Origin of the sequence: Pseudonocardia sp. NPDC049635 (genome assembly GCF_040659795.1) — a bacterium.
Lineage (GTDB): Bacteria > Actinomycetota > Actinomycetes > Mycobacteriales > Pseudonocardiaceae > Pseudonocardia.
In genome coordinates, this window is record NZ_JBFAON010000025.1 from 14,929 (window position 1) to 29,670 (window position 14,742).

The following is a 14,742-nucleotide window of genomic DNA, read 5'->3' on the forward strand; positions in this document are numbered from 1 at the left end:
TGACCCCAGGGAGCGCAGTCATGACCGGATTCGACCCGTCGTCGATCATCCCGCCCGCCCAGGACTGGGCCGCGGACGCCGCGTGCGCGGAGGTGGGAGGCGACTTCTGGCACCCCGACCGGGGGGAACCGACCGCCCCGGGGAAAAGGATCTGCGCCCGGTGCCCGGTGCGGGTCGAGTGCCTCCAGCACGCCCTCGACAACGACGAGCAGCACGGCACGTGGGGTGGGATGTCCGAGGGTGAGCGGCGCCTGTTGATACGGCGCCGGCGCGCGGAGGGGGACTCGGCTGCGGTCGTCGCCGCGTGAAGCGCGGTGGGCCGCTACGGCGGACGGGCCCACCAGCGCGCCGCACCCCGTTGCGTAGCGCACCCCCTCTTGCGAAGGGGGGACCGCCCGGGGGAAGGTCTGTGCCGCGCCGCCCCCTCGGGGGCGAGACGTGGTTCCCACCCCGCCCGGCGCAGGCACGTAGCCGTAAGGCGCCGTCGAGGGACGTGCCTGTGCCGGTGGACTGGTCGCGGGCCGACCTGGAGCCGCTGGTGTTCGCCCGGTCCGGGTGGTCGTGCGACCTGTGCCGGATGTATCTGCCCGGGCGGGCGTACAGCCTCCAGCATCGCCGTGCCCGCGGTGCGGGTGGCCGCCGGGGCGGGGTGCTGGACACCCCGTGGAATCTGATCTTGATGTGCGGGTCGGCGACGACCGGTTGCCACGGCTGGGTGGAGCAGACCGGCGAGGGTCGCCGCTGGGGGCAGGACCACGGGTTCGTGATCCGTGGTGAGGCGCGGGACCCGGCGTCGGTGCCGATGTTCCGGCATCGACGGGACTGGGTGATCCCGTCGGTTGACGAGCACGGGGTCGGGGTGTGGCTACCAGCCGAACCGGACGGGGTGTTGACGTAGGCGTGCGCTCGATGTACCGTAAAGGTATACGAACGAACGGCACCCCAGGGGGAACCCGATGGACATCACCACCGCCACCCGCAACCACGACAAGGTCAACACCTACGAGCTCAAGGACGGCGACCTCGTCCTCGCCCACGGGATGCTCCTGCGCCTCACCGAAGGCCGCGAAACCTCCCACGGCGCCATGAACTTCCTCGGCGTCATGGAGAACCCGGACACCGTCCCCGCCTCCGTCCGCGAGATCACCAAGCGCAACACCTGGACCGTCCAGGGCAACGAGCTCGCGACCTGGATGCGCGTCCGCGAGTCCTGACCCCGCCACGGGCCGGGCGCCGCCCCCATCGGCGCCCGGCCCGGATCCACCACCCACACCACACCCCAGGAGAAACCGCCATGCGCGCCATCCAGTCCCCCGCCGCCCGCCACGCCATCGCCGCCCTCGGCCTGTTCGTCGGCGCCTACATGACCCTCGCGGTCGGTCTCGTGATGGCGGCCGCGTTCGCCATCCGCGGTGAGCTCCTCACCGCCGCCGGGCTCGCGTTCGGCGCAGCCGTCGTCTGGCAGCTGATCACCCGCGCCGCCTACGACACCGTGGACGCGTCGATCGAGGCGCGCCGGGCCGCGGCCCGGGGTCTGCGGCGGTGACCGCCGCGGTGTGGTGCGACGGCCACGACGCGGTCGCGTCCCGGGAGGTGTCCTGGGTCGAGGCGCCCGGCACCCCGGACGAGCGTGGCCGGTCCACACCGGTGTGCCCGGACCCGGGCTGCATGGCGCGGGTCGTGCGGTTCGTCGAGTCGGCCGGCGAGGTGGTGGAGGTACTCCCCCGCGTAGGGGTGTTGACGTAGTCATCGGCTGGATGTACCGTAAAGGTGTACTCACCAACCGGGCCCCACCCCGGAACCCCAGGAGGAACCACCATGACGACGAACACCGCCCCCGCTGCCATCGACGCCGCCGCCGCCGAGATCGCCCGCCGCTGCGGCGGCGACCACACCCTCGGCTGCGCCTGGCACGCCGCGTCCGCGGTGGCGGAGAACGCCGCCGAGACCCGTGCCGCAGCCACCGTTGACGAGATGGTCGAGAACGGCCTGGCGCTGATCGACGACGCCTGCACCGGCTGCTGACCGCCCGGCGGGCCCCGTGACGCGACCCGGGGCCCGGCGCCGCCCGCCCGGCACCCCCCATCACACCCCAGGAGTACCGACATGGACGCCAAGGCCCTCGCCGCCGACATCCGCAAGGCCATCCGGACCGCCACCAAGACCGACGGCGACCCGCTATACGGCCTCCGGATCTCCGTCCGCAAAGAGACCGCGTCCCTCATGACCGCCGTCAACATCTCGGTCGAGGACCTCCCGGACACCGTCCTCATCGCCGAGCTGGCCGGCGAGGAGCCCGCAGGCGGCTATGGCTGGGCCACCCGCCGCGCGCAGGAGATCAGCAACCGCCTCCACGAGCTGGCCGCGCCCGCCCTGGCGGAAGCCGACGGCCGTCACTCGTTCTGTTCGATCTACTTCGGCGGCCTGGTCGCCCCGTCCCCGCGCGAGATCGAGCAGCCCACCGACAGCGAGGACGCCCGGTACGAGGAGCTGAACGCCGCCGAGCTCCAGGAGCTTGCCGACGACGCCGTCTCCGTCGACGGCGGTGAGATCGACGACGAGCTGTGCCCCGGCTGCCTCGAGGTCATGGGCGCCTGCGCCTGCGAGGGCTACGACCACTCCCTCGCCAAGGAGGACGCCCGCAACGCCGCCACCGGGATCGACCCGGCCACCCCGACCGCGCCGACGTGCCCGAACGGGCACGGCCCGATGCGCGGCCGCGCCGACATCACCACCAACGGCGAGAACTTCGGGACCTGGCACACCTGCACCGACGGCTGCCACGCCTCCTACATCGCCCCGTCCGCGGCGCTCCTCCGGACCCTCGCCGAACGCGCCGTCATCGTCGGCCCCCGACCCGCCACCGAACCCGCCGCCGACACCGCCCACCGGTACGGCGCCCGCCGCGGCGCGCTCGCCGCCGTCCGGTAACCCACCGGGTGTGTTGACATAGGCGGGCCGCGGACCGCGGCCCGCCCCCGACCAGGAGACCCACGATGCCCACCGAGAACGCCCACACCGCCCGCACCGTCGGCGTCGTCAAGAACCCCGACACCGGGCCCCGCGGTGGCCGCGGGAAATCCGCCCAGGCCCGCTGGCGGCCCGGCGTCGGGCAGGCCGCCGCGCTCACCGCCGCCGCGAAGGCCGCCCCCGGCAAGACCACGCGCGCCGACATGATGCGGGCCGCGATCCGCGACGGACTCACCCTCACCCCCGAGCAGCTCGCCGCACTGCCCGCCGTCCCGCTGCCGCCCACCGACGCCCCGCTCTCGGAGCGCTCGATCACCTGGATCCCGGAGGCCGGCATGACCGAACAGGTCGACGCGGCCGCGGAGGCCGCCGGGATCACCCGCAACGAGGCCATCCGCCGCTACGTCGCCCACCATCTGGACCGGCAGTCCACGGGGAGCGACCAGTGACCGACGGCCGCGCCATCACCGAGCAGCACTTCCCCTACGACGGACCGCACTCCGACGACCACACCACCGTGGCCGCCGAGGTGATCGCGGACCTCGTCCGGTACCTCGCGAACGCGACCCGGTCACCGGGCGCCGTCACCGAGACCGTCACCGTGTACGACGCCCTCGGGTCGCTGACCACGGCGGCGTCCCGCCTGGAGCAGGTCATCGGCCAACTCGCCACCGCGGCCGCCCGCATCACCCCACCCGGGGCGGCGTCGGACCTGACCGACGCACTCCACGACACCCGGCTCAGCCTCACGTCGTTCGTCGCGGACTTGAACACCGCCCACCAGGTCGCCGCCGACCTGTAACCGGCCGGTGCCGCGGGCCCCATCCCGCGACCCGGCCACCCACATACCCCAGGAGACCGTCATGGCCGACCGCACCACCGTCACCCTGCACCTGCTCGACGTCCCCGAGGCATCCGCCCGGGCTGTGCTCGACATCCTCGACCGCTACGAACTGTCCCCGGTCGCCGACGACGTCCCCGCCGACACCGTGGCGCTCGGCTCGACCTACGAGGCCCACGGCGTGTACGGCGACACGTCCGAGTCGATCGCCGCGGACCTCGCCAAGTACGCCCCGGACGTCGCGTTCCGCGTCGAGACGCACGGCTGCCAGTACTACTCCGGGGTCGGCGTGGTGCGGCTCCCCGGCCGGCCCGGGATGGCCCCGGAGCACCGCTACGAGACCGACATCGACGGCGGACCGATCGTCGCGGTGGAGGTGCTGATTCGGGTGCAGCGGATGGACGAGCTGCGGTCGGTCATCGGCGCCCGGCACTTCGACGTGGCCGCGGACCGCACGTTGGAGCTGTCGCGGATGCCGCTCGCGGAGCGGCTGGTGCCGATGCCGCTGTGCGACTGGTGCGAGACCCGCACCCGGTGCTCGTGCGAGGAGGACGCCGAGGACGAGGCGTACGCCCTCAATGCATTTCTAGCCGACGCGGGCACTGTCAAGTAATCACCCGACAGCTCCTTAACCGGCAGAGATATTGCCGACTGATCCCGCATTTAGGGCACCTAAGTGAATTCAAGCGGGATCAAGAATACTCGCTGCTGCAAACGTCCGCATGCGAAATCTCAGATGCAATTGCAGGGATGTGCAATTGCACTGCAAGCCGTTGACGTGCGCCTTTGTCCGCCGCATGCAATTGCACCAGGCCTCGTGGCGAGCGCACTTGCAGCCATCGTGCAATTGCACAGAAGGTCTATTGCTTCCCGGCTCGGCCGCTACGACGACAGGGTGAATGCGCACAAAGGCGCGAAGAAGGGGTGGACTCGGCGCCATCCGCGACTAATCTCCTGCACTACACCAACGAGTGACCGGAGGTCGCCAAATGATCACCCGCAGCCATCGTCGCCGACTCCGATCCGTGGGGCTGCTCGCCGCCGCCGCCGTAGCAGCCCCGCTCATCGGAATCGCCCCCGCCGTCACCGCCACACCGCCCGCCCCCACAGTGACGCTGTCCGACGGACGGGACAGCACACCGGACAGTGAACTGGCCGCTATCTACCAACACGCCTTCACTAGGGCTCCGAGCGAGGCAGAGCGCGAGCGGGACCTGAAGCTCGCAGCCGAAGATTGCCACTGGGGAGTCCTCGACTTCTCCTTCAAGGCGATGACCAGCCCCGAGGCTCGCGGACGCTGGGACAACGACCCGCAGGACCTCGCCGGGATGCTCTACGCCGGGCTCCTCAACCGTGCCCCCGACGCCGAAGGTCTGCAGACTTCGACGAGCAACATCCAGCAGCGTGGGTTGGACTGGGCGACGACCGAGATGCTGGCCTCGCCGGAATACCACCAGAGGATCGACCGGATCTGCCAGGGGCAGCCCTCGTCCGGCGCCGCGATGATGACCTGGTCGGACGCGGTGGAGACCGCGGAGTCGGTGGTGGACACACGACGGCGCGTCGCTGGGGTGACCTGCTGGCTCGATGGCACCGTCTGGTCCGGCCTCGATGCCTTCGACCTTCTGCTCCAGGCCAAGTCCGCGAAGGACGGGGCCTCCACCGTTGTGGCCAAGAACGATGCCCGGATGCAGGTCTTGGGGCTCTTCGACGATCTGGTTAAGGGCGTGGACACGGCCATCGGCGGCACCGGCGGCGAGAATGAGTGCAAGGCCGAGGCGGAGTTCATGCGGGCCGGTCAGCGGATCGTCGAGATCGCTGTGCCGGACCAGGTGCACACAGAGGGCGGGCACAACGCTGTGTTCGTCCTGGAGGAGCAGCAGAAGAACGACAACCGGCTCCCCGGCCATACCACCACGACGACCTGGCGGGTCGGGACGAACCCGACGTCGTGGGATCCGTTCGAGGGGACGGTACGTGAGTACCCGAAGGTTATCCGGTGGTAGCCGGGACACCCTTGAGTTGACTGGTTGACGGACGGTCCCGCACTAAGCTGCGGGGCCGTCCGCGTTCCCAAGGCTCACGCAGGAGAGGTCGCCCGCCGGTAGACGCCCTTGCGGACCTTCACCAGTGGGCCGCCGTCGCGGGACATGTCGGCGAGCTCGTTGCTGACTGATCGGGCGGACCACCACGCCGCGCACGCCTTCTTGATCTCGGCGGTGGTGGCGTCCCGGTCGTCGCGGGCGGCGGCGGACACCGCGTCGAGGATCAGGGCCCGGATCGCGGGCCGGTCGTCCGGTCCGACCGGGGACGAACCCGGAGCGGGCCGCGCCGGTGCAGAGTCCGGGGTGTCGCCACCGCCCACCACTGCGTCGAGGGCGGCACGCTGCGCGTCGGCGTGTTCCTTCGCCATCCGGGCGAGCTCGGCCGGTTCGGGGTTCTCCCCGCGCCAACGGGCCTCCTGCCGGGTCCAGAACTCCAACAGCAGCCGGCCCGCGCCGGCGGCGTCGACCGGGTCCGGGTCGGTGACCGGTGCGGCCTGCGCCTCACCGAACGGGTCGGTGATCTTCAAGGTGCGCATCATCGCCCGCGGGCGGGCGTCCGGGCCGACCGTGAACGCGGCCCCCTGGAACGGGCGACCGTCGGGGGTGACCTGCGGGATCTCGGCCGGGTTGCCGCACTCCCCACCGGGGAACGCCATGCTGCCGTGGTTGCCGTCGCCGACCCGGAACACCACGACCCCACCGGCGGACAGCATCGCCCGCAGGTTCGTGTTCCCGCCGAGCTCGTCCGCGGACGGCGACTGCGAGGCCAGGACGACCCGCATCCCGTTCTTGCGGCCGCGGCGGGCGATGTCCAGCAGCCACCCGGCGAGGTCGGGGTTCGTCGCGATCGCGGCGGCGGCCTCGTCGAGCACCAGCTGCGCCAGCGGCAACCCGGACGCGACCGGATCCCAGTGCGGCATGCCGTGCCGGACGCGGCCCTGGCCGTCGGTCCACTCGAGGCGTGTCAGGTACTGCGACCGGGCGATCATCATCTCCCGGAAGGCGTGCACCATCCACGTGATCTCCTGCGGGGTCGTCGCCATCCACCGCAGATGCCTCGACCGGGCCCAGTCCGGGAAGCTCTGTCCCTCCTGGCCGCACCCGAGGTAGGTGTCCACCAGCGGCCGGGTGACGCCGTCGCGGTCGGTGAACGTGGCCCGCGCGGAGATCCCCAGCAGCAGCGACATGAACTGGGACTTGCCGGACCCGGGTGCGCCTGCCACCAGGAGGTTCGTCGCGCCGGACCCGGGCTCGAACCACCGCAGATGCGCCGGGAACCCGTCGGCGAACGTCCCGACCCGCGCGCACCCGGACGCCACGTCCAGTCGCATCGTGGCCGGGTCCCACACGCGCACGTCGTACAGCGGTGACCCCTGGATCACCTGGAGGCGGGCCATCGACTGGTTCCGGTCCGCGGTCGGCTCGATGATGACCGACCCGGCGGGCAGCTCGAACGCCGAACACACCATGTCGGCGGCCGTTTCGGCGTCGCGGGTCGTCTGCCGGCCGGGCCGCAGCCGGATCGTCGCCTCCCACCCGGACAGCCCGGTCGTCAACTCCCGCACGTCCTCCAGGGTCGTCCCCGGCAGGCACCCGCGGCCGTTCTCTTCGTCGCCGGCGACCCGGGTCCGCCACACGTGCTCGAGCCATGTCTCGGCGAGCTCGGTGATCGGTGGCGGTGGCAGCTCCACCGGGCGGCGGATCGCGTGCCGCGCCCACCACGACACCGACAGTGCCGCGCCGCCGACGACGAGCGCCGGGTCCAGGATCGGGTGCACCGCCTGCCAGATGCTCACGGCGCCACCACGGCCGACGCCACCAGGTACGCCACCGCGAGGACCGGGCGCAGCGCGGCCGCGGCCGGGTGGTCGGCGGCGATCCCCCACCGCCAGAACCATCCCCCGAGCGCCGCGACTCCGAGGCCGGCGACCAACGCCACCGGGACGGCGGCCGCGCGGATCCCCAACCCGGCCACCAGCAGGGCGGCGATCACGACGACGGGGACGGCCTGGGCGCGGTGCACCCACCCGGCCCGCAGGGCACGCCGCCACCACGACGGCCGGGTTCGGCGCTGCTCGGCCTCGCGGCGGCGTGCGGCCTGCTCGAACACGTCGCCGATGACCTCGAGCTCGGCCCGGTAGTGCGGGTCCTGGGGGCGGGATCGGGTGAGCACGGTGCGGGTCCTCTCCGAACGTGGGGCGGCCCGGCCGGGTTGGGGCCCGGCCGGGCCTGGTGGGGTGGGAACCACCACCCCGGAGGAGCAGGTCCCCCGGGGACTGGGGCGGGGGTGTCAGCGGTGCCGGTACGCGTCGCGCTGCGCGACGTGGCGGGAGTCGTTGACGGCCTGCTCGACGGCGCCGTACTCGCGGTTGATGTCCGCGACCAGGGACCGGAACTGCGCGGCGAGGTCGGCGATCTTGCCGGTGGTCTGGGCGTCGACCTCCCGGGACCGGAGCCCCTCGGAGATCAGGGTGACGTTCGCGGCGTACGCGTTGAAGTGCGCCCGCGCATCCGACAGGCGGATGTCGGAGGCGTCCAGCGGCGGCAGGTTGTTCGTCGACGCCGCACCGCCGGTGGCGGCGGGGCGGGTCGCGCCCGGGGACACCGGGGCGGGCGACATCGGAGATACCGGGGCGGACGGTGAGGTCGGTGCGGTCATCGGGTGGGTCCTCTCATCGGTGGTGTGCGGTGCGTGCGGTGTGGCCGGGTCGGTGGGGGCCGGCGCGGTGGGGTCGGTGGAGGCGGCCGGGCCGTCGGACCCGGTCGGTGTCGGTGTGGTGTCGGGATCCGGGGTGGCCGGGCGCGGGGTCGCGCCCCAGTGGGGTTCGACCTGGTGGCGGCACCGGCACGCCGTGCACGTGCAGTCGCCGCGGTGACCGGTGATGCCGCCGTGCCCGCACTTCGGGCAGGTCCGCGCCTGGTCCCGGGTGCGGCGCCACCAGCTGCGCGGGTCGTCGCCGCCGTGGAGCCGTCGCCGGTTGCGCTGATCGTGTTCGATGCGGTCCCACTGCCGTTCCGCGCGGCCCTGGAGCCGGGCGGCGGTGCGGTCCCGCCAGTTCGCGAACCGGTCGGCGATCCCGGCGGCACCGGGGCGCGGGCGGCGCGGCCGTCGGGGTGGCTGGTTCACGGCGTCGTCGATGGTGCGGCGCGCCCAGCGGGTCATCCGGCCGGCGTTCGCGGGCGGGTCGGTCGAGAGGGCCGCGGTGTCCCCCCGCGCCTTCATGATCATGTGGGCGACGATGAACGCCAGGATCAGCTCCACGTCACGTCACCTGCGCGGCGATGTCGGCGAGGGTGCTCCCCACCGTGGAGAACGCCGACGCGTACCAGCTGGCCGCGACGATGCCCGTCGCGACGGCCAGCCCCGGGATGGCGGCCGCCTTCAACCCGGTCGCGTAGGTCGCGGACCCGCCGGCGACCTTGCCCATCTTCGGCAGCAGCTCGTTGATGACGTCCCACGCGACGACCACGGTGACGACGGCCAGCGCCAGCGTGAAGAACCCGGCGACGGTTGACGGGAGGATCCCCTGGACGAACCCGAGCGCCCACGCGATCGGGGTGGCGACGGCGACACCGCCGACGCCCATGAGGATCGTCGCCAGCTTCGGCAGCCGCGGCGGGGACCCGCGGAACATGCGCCACCCGAGGACCCCGACGAGCAGGAACCCCGCGTTCAACATGACCGATCCGAGTGCGTCGATCACGGTGTCACCTCCGGGGTCGTGGCGGCGATCTCGCCGCCGTACCAGCCGAGGAACACCGCGAGCCCCACGATCGACAGGAGCGCGAGGAACCGGGACGGCCGCTGCTCGGCCCACAGCAGGATGTGACCGGGGACCCCGATCAGGACCAGCGTCAACAGCTGCCACGCCTTCCAGGCGGTGACCTGCCAGTCCGGCCAGTCCACGGACTCCTCGACGACCTTGCCGTCCGGGAGGTGGAGGGTGCGGGTCGGGCCGGCGAGGGCCTGCCGGGTGAGCTCGGCCAGCGACGGCGGCTGGATCTCCCACACCGACTCCCGGGGCGCCTCGACGGCGGCGGGTCCACTCCCCCGGGCGGCGGTGACGGCACGCCGATGTTCGCGTGCCTGCTGGTACTTCGCACCGGCAGCGGCTACCGTCTGCCTCGCGCGCGCGCCCGCGCGCGGCTGCGCGCGTAGGGGCCCCGCGGTGGCGCTCTCCGGGTTTGCTGCTGCTCGTGCTCGTGCGCTTGCCGTCTGGCCCAGTTCGGGTTCGACCGGCGTGTACGACGAGGACTCCTCGACGGTCGTCATCGGATCTCCTTCTCCAGGTCGCGGACGGTGCGGCCGACCTCGCGGACGATGCGGTTCGCGGCACGCCGGGCGGCCGCCGGGTGGGTGGGCGCGGCCCGCCGGATCATCGCCACCGCCAGGTCCTTTGCGTGACGCACCTGATCGACGGGGGTGGTCGCGGCGGCGACCCGCGCCGTGTGCATCGCGATCGCCCGCCGCATCGACTCCACCCGGCGCACGGCCTGTCCGGTGCCCTTCCGGCGTCCCGTCATCGCAGGTCAGCCCGTCACGCGGAAGTTGTCGAGCAACACCCGGTTCCCATGCCGGTCCAACACCCGTAGGTGGTAGCCCGACAACGGGCCGCGGCCGTGCCGCTCCGCGGCCGACGTGAGCAGCGAGTCGAGCTGTTTCGTCGACCGGTCATCGTCCAGGTCCAGGCGAGTCGTGTCGGTGGTCCCGACCCGCAGGCCGTCGTGGAACACCTCCAGCTGCACGAGCTCGGCCGCCATCAGCGGTTCACCGACCACGCGCGGGACACCGCGGCGGTCGCGGCGGCGGCGGCGACCACCCCGAGGGCGGCGCGGTCGAGGGAGCCCTGCGGCAGGCCGGCGGCATCGAGTGCCGCCGCCCCGACCATCGCGGCCACGAACACGGCCGCGACCAGGGCGAACAGTCGTCCGGCAACGCGATCGGCAAGCGCGGGTGCGCTGCCGTTCGGTGCCGGTGTGAGTGGGGTGGGCATGTGCGGTGCCTCCTGTGCGGTGGGGCGTGAGCCGGGCCCAACCCGGGGGTGGCACCGGCCGGGGGGAAGGTCCGGCCGGGTCCGAGTCACCCGGGTTGGGCGGCTGTCTCGACTATGCACGGATGAACGTGCATAGTGCAAGGCGTGCTTCCACCCGGATCGCGCCCCGAGACCCGCCGTGACGCGTCATGCACGGATGGCGTTGACTGGCGCGCGACGACCCCCGGACACTCACGTGACCGGTGTGTCATCTGGGAGGGGAAGGCCCATGAAGATCATCCGTACGGTTGCCGCGGAGGACTGCCCGAACGGCATCGACTGCGCACGGATCTACGAGCTGGACAGCGGCGAAATCCTCGTCCGCGGCTATCGGGTTGCCGACCCGGAAACACTCGCTGAGCTGGGACCTCTCCCCGCCAACGAGACCGCCCTGATCATCCCCCGCGACGTGTACGAGGAGGCCCGCAAGTGCTGACCCTCGCCGAGCTCGGTGCGTACATCCGCGAGCACCACCACCGCGACCTGTTCCGCCTGGAGACCCTCCCGGCGTACTCCGCGGCATCCGACGGCGGCGACTACGAGCGGTTCCTCCGCGGAGAACCCGGCCCCACCGTCGACAAGACCGCGTGGCTCGACACCCTGCGAACGGCAACCGCAGCCGGACGCGCATGGCGCCGACTGCGCGTGATCCACACCCCGATCACCGACTACGAGCGGTACGCCTGCACCTGGGGATACCCGGACAACGTCGCCGCCGGCGAGGACGTGCGCGTGCTCGTCGTCCCCACCGGGGACCGCACCCACGAACGCGTCGGGGACTTCTTCGTCCTGGACGACCGGCACGTCATCCGCTCCGTGTACGACGCGCACGGCGCACTCCAGGGCGCGCAGATCCAGCACGGCACCGAGGCCGACACACTCATCGGTGTGCGCGACCTGCTGTGGGAGCGCGCGCAGCCGTTCACGCAGTGGTGGGCGGGCACGCACACCGGCACCGCGCGGGTCGCCTGAGTCGATGACGGCGGGAGGCAACGACGGGACCGCGGCCGCGGAGCTTGCGCAACTACTGCGCGAGCTCCGCGCCGCACGCACACCTCGAACCTCCCAGGCCGCGGCCGGTGAGCTGGCCGGCTTCAGCCAGTCCAAGGTGGCGCGCCTCGAATCCGGGGCACTCGCCCCGACCCCGATGGACGCGGGCCGGCTCGCCGTTGCGCTTGGCGCTGCGCGTGCGGATGTGCAGCGCGCGATCCGGCTTGCGCGCGACGTGCACGAGCAGCGCGCAGGGTTCACACCGGTGCGCACCGTGTTCACGCAGCGCCCCGGACTCGGACAGCGGCGGTGGCGGCACCGTGAGCGCGACGCGCACACCGTGACCACCTTCCAGACGTCGATGGTGCCGGGCCTGCTCCAGACCGAGGAGTACATGCGCGCGATCGCGCGCAGCGGCACCGGTATCGACGCGGCCGCCGAGGACGAGTTCGTGCGTGAACGCGTGCGGCGGCAGGTCGCCCGCGCGGAGCTGCCCGCGGTGCAGCTGTTCACCACGGGCGCACTGACCGGTGCGTCGATGCCGCTCGACGTGCGGCTCGCGCAGCTCGCGCACATCGCCGAGTTGGAACGCACCCGGCCCGCGTGGGAGATCGGCCTTGTCCCCGACGAGGTCACCGACGACGACGGCCGGCCGGTGTACCTGTTCCCGATGGCCGGCATCGACCTCTACGAGTACCCGGACAAGGACCCCCACGCGGTCCTGGCGTCGTTGGTCGGGCCGGGGAACACCGCGGACCCGGGTGCGATCGACAAGGCCCGCGAACGGCTCGGTGTGCTCCGCAGGTGGGCACTGCGTGGGGAGGCGATGCTCGGGGAGCTGGCGCGCATCGGTGATCGTCTCCGGTGGGCCCGCGGGTGAGCGCCGCGGGTGAGCGCGAGTGCGCGCACCCCGGCGCGCACGCACCCAGCTCGGTCGGTGCGCGGACGCGCAGCCCGGGCGGGCACACGCACGCAGTGTGGGCGCCGGTGCGCGCACCCCGGCGGGTGAGCTTCCACGAGCTCGGCGTGCACGCGCAGCAGTCGGTCCGGGTGCGCGTTGCGCGTGAGCGCGGGTGAGTTTCGCAGGTCACGGCGATGCGCACGCGCACGCGCAGTGCTCGCGCACGGCGCGCGCACGGGGTGTGTGTGCGGCACGCACGGCGGTGCGCACGGGTGTGTGTGCCGGCCGCGCACACGGGGTGTGTGCGGTGCGTGCGCGGCGGCGTGCGCGTGCTCACTCGGTCGGTGCGTTCATGTGCAGCACCTTGCGATGTACCGGAACGGTATATGAGTATGGGTACTGCAAGGATGTACGCGCACCCCCGAAGGAGAACACCGTGACCGACAGCAGCCCCGCGGCGAAGCGGGCACCGCGCGCGCTGCGCCCCGCACCGCCCACACCCCCGACCCCGCCCAGCGGCAAGGCCGCCCGCGCCCTCCGCCTCATCGACGAGATCATCGCCGCCCCCGAGACCGCCGACGACTACATCCAGCGGCAGGTCGACCTCACCCACATCGCCGCCCGCGTCACCGGCGCCTACGACCCGTGCATGTACGAGGCCGTCCGCAACCCCGGCCTCGCCACCTACCGGGGCATGGCAGACAAGGTCGGCATCTCCCGGTCCGCCGTGCAACAGCGCGTCGACAACGGCGACCCCACCCGGCCATCCCGCTACGACCGCACCACGGAGGACTAGCACCGTGACCGCAGCCCGCACCGCTGCCACCATCACCGCCGGGATGTCACCCTGGGCCCGCCGAACCGTGTACATCGCGGCCGGTGCCCTGTTCCTCGCCGGCCTCGGGATGTCCGGCTACTACCTCACGATGCTGGCGATGTGGCTCGGAGTGTCCGGGTGGGTCGCATGGCTGCTGCCCGTCGCCCTGGACGCCGGCGCCGTCGTCGGCGTCGTCATGTGGGTGACCGGCGAGCAGGGCAGCGACATCGAAAGGTACGGCCGCACCCTGGCCCGCCAGATGATCGCCGCCTCGATCGTCGGGAACGCCCTCGACCGGGCCCTGACCTTCGCACCCGGACCCACCTCGCCGATCGGGCTGGAAAACCGCGGCCTGGAGCTCCTCCTCGACCGCACCCGGGCACTGTTCGACCTGCTTACCGGACCGGACGCCGTCGCCGCATGGGCGCTGCTCGTGATCTCGATGGCGGTCGGGATCGTCTTCCCCGTCCTGGCGTACCGGATGGCGCACGCCCTGATCCTCGTCCGCAAGGAAGCCGACGCCGCCCGCCTCGCCGCCCCGGTCACGGCCCCCGCCGCCGTCGAGGCTGAACCGGAGACGCCCACCGCCACCCCCGAGCCGGACATCGCCCCCGAACCGGCCACCGCGCCGGAGCCGGACGTCGCCACCGGGCCCATCCCCCGCGTGTACGTCCACGACTCCGCCGACTACGAACCCGGATCCCCGGCCTGGCAGGCCCGCTACGACGCCCTCCCCGGCGACACGAAGGTGGCCAAGCTCGAGCACTGGCTCACCGAGGAGTGGGCGCTCGGGAACGAACCCGTCCTCCTCACCGCGGACCGTGTCGTCGGCGGCAACCGCACCGCGTCCGGCGTGAAGCGCCGACTCGCTGACCGCGGGATCGTGCCACCGTCGGAGCGCACCGCAGAACCGCAGCTCACGACCGTCTAGCGTCTCTTACATCGCGGGCACACCGGGCCCGTCATGCCTCCGTCACCCGGAGGGCATGGCGGGCCCTTCGTGTGTCTAGGGCCCGGTACAGGTGCCATGCCTGGGACGCCCGGCGGGCATCGAACGTAACTAGAGCCCGTCTTGTAGATCAGGCCCGAGAAGTGTCGGAAGTGTGCGACACGTTGGAGGCCCGGAACACCTGCCTTGCAACATG

24 protein-coding genes are annotated in these 14,742 nt (G+C 72.5%); 16 read left to right on the forward strand and 8 right to left on the reverse strand.

Features of this window, described 5'->3' with window-relative positions; genetic code table 11:
• The first annotated feature begins 20 nt into the window (after positions 1-20).
• The 11 genes from AB0J24_RS23510 (at position 21) to AB0J24_RS23560 (ending at position 5,817) form a co-directional block, all read left to right on the forward strand.
• A complete protein-coding gene (locus AB0J24_RS23510; RefSeq protein WP_358684859.1) occupies positions 21-308 on the forward strand; it encodes a WhiB family transcriptional regulator in 288 nt (95 codons plus the stop codon).
• Positions 309-493: 185 nt separating this feature from the next.
• Complete coding sequence (locus tag AB0J24_RS23515; protein WP_358684862.1) at positions 494-898, forward strand: hypothetical protein; 405 nt, start codon at positions 494-496, stop codon at positions 896-898.
• Positions 899-956: 58 nt separating this feature from the next.
• Entirely contained in the window at positions 957-1,214 is a 258-nt protein-coding gene (locus AB0J24_RS23520) for a hypothetical protein (protein WP_358684864.1), read from the forward strand.
• Positions 1,215-1,294: 80 nt separating this feature from the next.
• Positions 1,295-1,546 carry a hypothetical protein gene (locus AB0J24_RS23525; protein ID WP_358684867.1) on the forward strand — a complete coding sequence of 84 codons (252 nt, stop codon included), beginning with the start codon at positions 1,295-1,297 and terminating at the stop codon, positions 1,544-1,546.
• The gene (locus tag AB0J24_RS23530; RefSeq protein ID WP_358684870.1) at positions 1,543-1,746 is read left to right on the forward strand and encodes a hypothetical protein; all 204 of its coding nucleotides are present in this window, start codon (positions 1,543-1,545) and stop codon (positions 1,744-1,746) included. Before AB0J24_RS23525 ends, AB0J24_RS23530 begins: the two co-directional genes overlap by 4 nt.
• A gap of 72 nt (positions 1,747-1,818) precedes the next feature.
• Positions 1,819-2,025, forward strand: coding sequence for a hypothetical protein (locus AB0J24_RS23535; RefSeq protein WP_358684873.1), 207 nt, complete (start codon positions 1,819-1,821; stop codon positions 2,023-2,025).
• An 81-nt stretch (positions 2,026-2,106) separates the two neighbouring features.
• Positions 2,107-2,931 (forward strand): hypothetical protein, encoded by an 825-nt coding sequence (locus tag AB0J24_RS23540; protein ID WP_358684875.1) that lies wholly within the window; start codon positions 2,107-2,109, stop codon positions 2,929-2,931.
• A gap of 65 nt (positions 2,932-2,996) precedes the next feature.
• On the forward strand, positions 2,997-3,419 hold the full coding sequence (locus AB0J24_RS23545) for a ribbon-helix-helix domain-containing protein (protein ID WP_358684878.1): 423 nt from the start codon (positions 2,997-2,999) through the stop codon (positions 3,417-3,419).
• Positions 3,416-3,772, forward strand: coding sequence for a hypothetical protein (locus AB0J24_RS23550; protein WP_358684880.1), 357 nt, complete (start codon positions 3,416-3,418; stop codon positions 3,770-3,772). Before AB0J24_RS23545 ends, AB0J24_RS23550 begins: the two co-directional genes overlap by 4 nt.
• A gap of 61 nt (positions 3,773-3,833) precedes the next feature.
• Complete coding sequence (locus tag AB0J24_RS23555; protein ID WP_358684883.1) at positions 3,834-4,424, forward strand: hypothetical protein; 591 nt, start codon at positions 3,834-3,836, stop codon at positions 4,422-4,424.
• Between the two features lie 412 nt (positions 4,425-4,836).
• Positions 4,837-5,817: a hypothetical protein gene (locus AB0J24_RS23560; protein WP_358684885.1), complete on the forward strand. Its 981-nt coding sequence runs from the start codon at positions 4,837-4,839 to the stop codon at positions 5,815-5,817.
• A 74-nt stretch (positions 5,818-5,891) separates the two neighbouring features.
• Here AB0J24_RS23560 and AB0J24_RS23565 read toward each other — a convergent pair whose 3' ends face one another.
• From AB0J24_RS23565 to AB0J24_RS23600, 8 genes are all read right to left on the reverse strand, one after another.
• Positions 5,892-7,652, reverse strand: a complete 1,761-nt coding sequence (locus tag AB0J24_RS23565; RefSeq protein ID WP_358684887.1) for a hypothetical protein — start codon at positions 7,650-7,652, stop codon at positions 5,892-5,894.
• Positions 7,649-8,029 (reverse strand): hypothetical protein, encoded by a 381-nt coding sequence (locus AB0J24_RS23570; RefSeq protein ID WP_358684889.1) that lies wholly within the window; start codon positions 8,027-8,029, stop codon positions 7,649-7,651. The genes AB0J24_RS23565 and AB0J24_RS23570 overlap by 4 nt, the downstream gene beginning before the upstream one ends.
• A 117-nt stretch (positions 8,030-8,146) precedes the next feature.
• Positions 8,147-9,118: a hypothetical protein gene (locus AB0J24_RS23575; protein ID WP_358684891.1), complete on the reverse strand. Its 972-nt coding sequence runs from the start codon at positions 9,116-9,118 to the stop codon at positions 8,147-8,149.
• A gap of 1 nt (position 9,119) precedes the next feature.
• Positions 9,120-9,560, reverse strand: coding sequence for a hypothetical protein (locus AB0J24_RS23580; protein WP_358684894.1), 441 nt, complete (start codon positions 9,558-9,560; stop codon positions 9,120-9,122).
• Complete coding sequence (locus AB0J24_RS23585; RefSeq protein WP_358684897.1) at positions 9,557-9,868, reverse strand: hypothetical protein; 312 nt, start codon at positions 9,866-9,868, stop codon at positions 9,557-9,559. The genes AB0J24_RS23580 and AB0J24_RS23585 overlap by 4 nt, the downstream gene beginning before the upstream one ends.
• A 257-nt stretch (positions 9,869-10,125) precedes the next feature.
• On the reverse strand, positions 10,126-10,380 hold the full coding sequence (locus AB0J24_RS23590; RefSeq protein WP_358684900.1) for a hypothetical protein: 255 nt from the start codon (positions 10,378-10,380) through the stop codon (positions 10,126-10,128).
• A gap of 6 nt (positions 10,381-10,386) precedes the next feature.
• A complete protein-coding gene (locus AB0J24_RS23595; protein ID WP_358684903.1) occupies positions 10,387-10,635 on the reverse strand; it encodes a hypothetical protein in 249 nt (82 codons plus the stop codon).
• Positions 10,617-10,850, reverse strand: coding sequence for a hypothetical protein (locus AB0J24_RS23600; RefSeq protein WP_358684905.1), 234 nt, complete (start codon positions 10,848-10,850; stop codon positions 10,617-10,619). The genes AB0J24_RS23595 and AB0J24_RS23600 overlap by 19 nt, the downstream gene beginning before the upstream one ends.
• Before the next feature lie 268 nt (positions 10,851-11,118).
• On the opposite strand from AB0J24_RS23600, the gene AB0J24_RS23605 reads away from it, so the two are divergent.
• From AB0J24_RS23605 to AB0J24_RS23625, 5 genes are all read left to right on the forward strand, one after another.
• The gene (locus AB0J24_RS23605; RefSeq protein ID WP_358684907.1) at positions 11,119-11,325 is read left to right on the forward strand and encodes a hypothetical protein; all 207 of its coding nucleotides are present in this window, start codon (positions 11,119-11,121) and stop codon (positions 11,323-11,325) included.
• Entirely contained in the window at positions 11,319-11,861 is a 543-nt protein-coding gene (locus tag AB0J24_RS23610) for a DUF6879 family protein (protein ID WP_358684910.1), read from the forward strand. The genes AB0J24_RS23605 and AB0J24_RS23610 overlap by 7 nt, the downstream gene beginning before the upstream one ends.
• A 4-nt stretch (positions 11,862-11,865) precedes the next feature.
• A complete protein-coding gene (locus tag AB0J24_RS23615; RefSeq protein ID WP_358684912.1) occupies positions 11,866-12,759 on the forward strand; it encodes a Scr1 family TA system antitoxin-like transcriptional regulator in 894 nt (297 codons plus the stop codon).
• A gap of 457 nt (positions 12,760-13,216) precedes the next feature.
• Positions 13,217-13,576 (forward strand): hypothetical protein, encoded by a 360-nt coding sequence (locus AB0J24_RS23620; RefSeq protein WP_358684914.1) that lies wholly within the window; start codon positions 13,217-13,219, stop codon positions 13,574-13,576.
• Positions 13,577-13,580: 4 nt separating this feature from the next.
• Positions 13,581-14,528 carry a hypothetical protein gene (locus tag AB0J24_RS23625; RefSeq protein WP_358684916.1) on the forward strand — a complete coding sequence of 316 codons (948 nt, stop codon included), beginning with the start codon at positions 13,581-13,583 and terminating at the stop codon, positions 14,526-14,528.
• Positions 14,529-14,742 lie beyond the last annotated feature (214 nt).

Bases quoted from the DNA above. Each gene is read 5' to 3' on its own strand.
- AB0J24_RS23510 (WP_358684859.1), top strand. From the start codon at position 21: ATGACCGGATTCGACCCGTCGTCGATCATCCCGCCCGCCCAGGACTGG.
- AB0J24_RS23520 (WP_358684864.1), top strand. From the start codon at position 957: ATGGACATCACCACCGCCACCCGCAACCACGACAAGGTCAACACCTAC.
- AB0J24_RS23525 (WP_358684867.1), top strand. From the start codon at position 1,295: ATGCGCGCCATCCAGTCCCCCGCCGCCCGCCACGCCATCGCCGCCCTC.
- AB0J24_RS23535 (WP_358684873.1), top strand. From the start codon at position 1,819: ATGACGACGAACACCGCCCCCGCTGCCATCGACGCCGCCGCCGCCGAG.
- AB0J24_RS23540 (WP_358684875.1), top strand. From the start codon at position 2,107: ATGGACGCCAAGGCCCTCGCCGCCGACATCCGCAAGGCCATCCGGACC.
- AB0J24_RS23545 (WP_358684878.1), top strand. From the start codon at position 2,997: ATGCCCACCGAGAACGCCCACACCGCCCGCACCGTCGGCGTCGTCAAG.
- AB0J24_RS23555 (WP_358684883.1), top strand. From the start codon at position 3,834: ATGGCCGACCGCACCACCGTCACCCTGCACCTGCTCGACGTCCCCGAG.
- AB0J24_RS23590 (WP_358684900.1), bottom strand. From the start codon at position 10,380: ATGACGGGACGCCGGAAGGGCACCGGACAGGCCGTGCGCCGGGTGGAG.
- AB0J24_RS23600 (WP_358684905.1), bottom strand. From the start codon at position 10,850: ATGCCCACCCCACTCACACCGGCACCGAACGGCAGCGCACCCGCGCTT.
- AB0J24_RS23605 (WP_358684907.1), top strand. From the start codon at position 11,119: ATGAAGATCATCCGTACGGTTGCCGCGGAGGACTGCCCGAACGGCATC.
- AB0J24_RS23615 (WP_358684912.1), top strand. From the start codon at position 11,866: ATGACGGCGGGAGGCAACGACGGGACCGCGGCCGCGGAGCTTGCGCAA.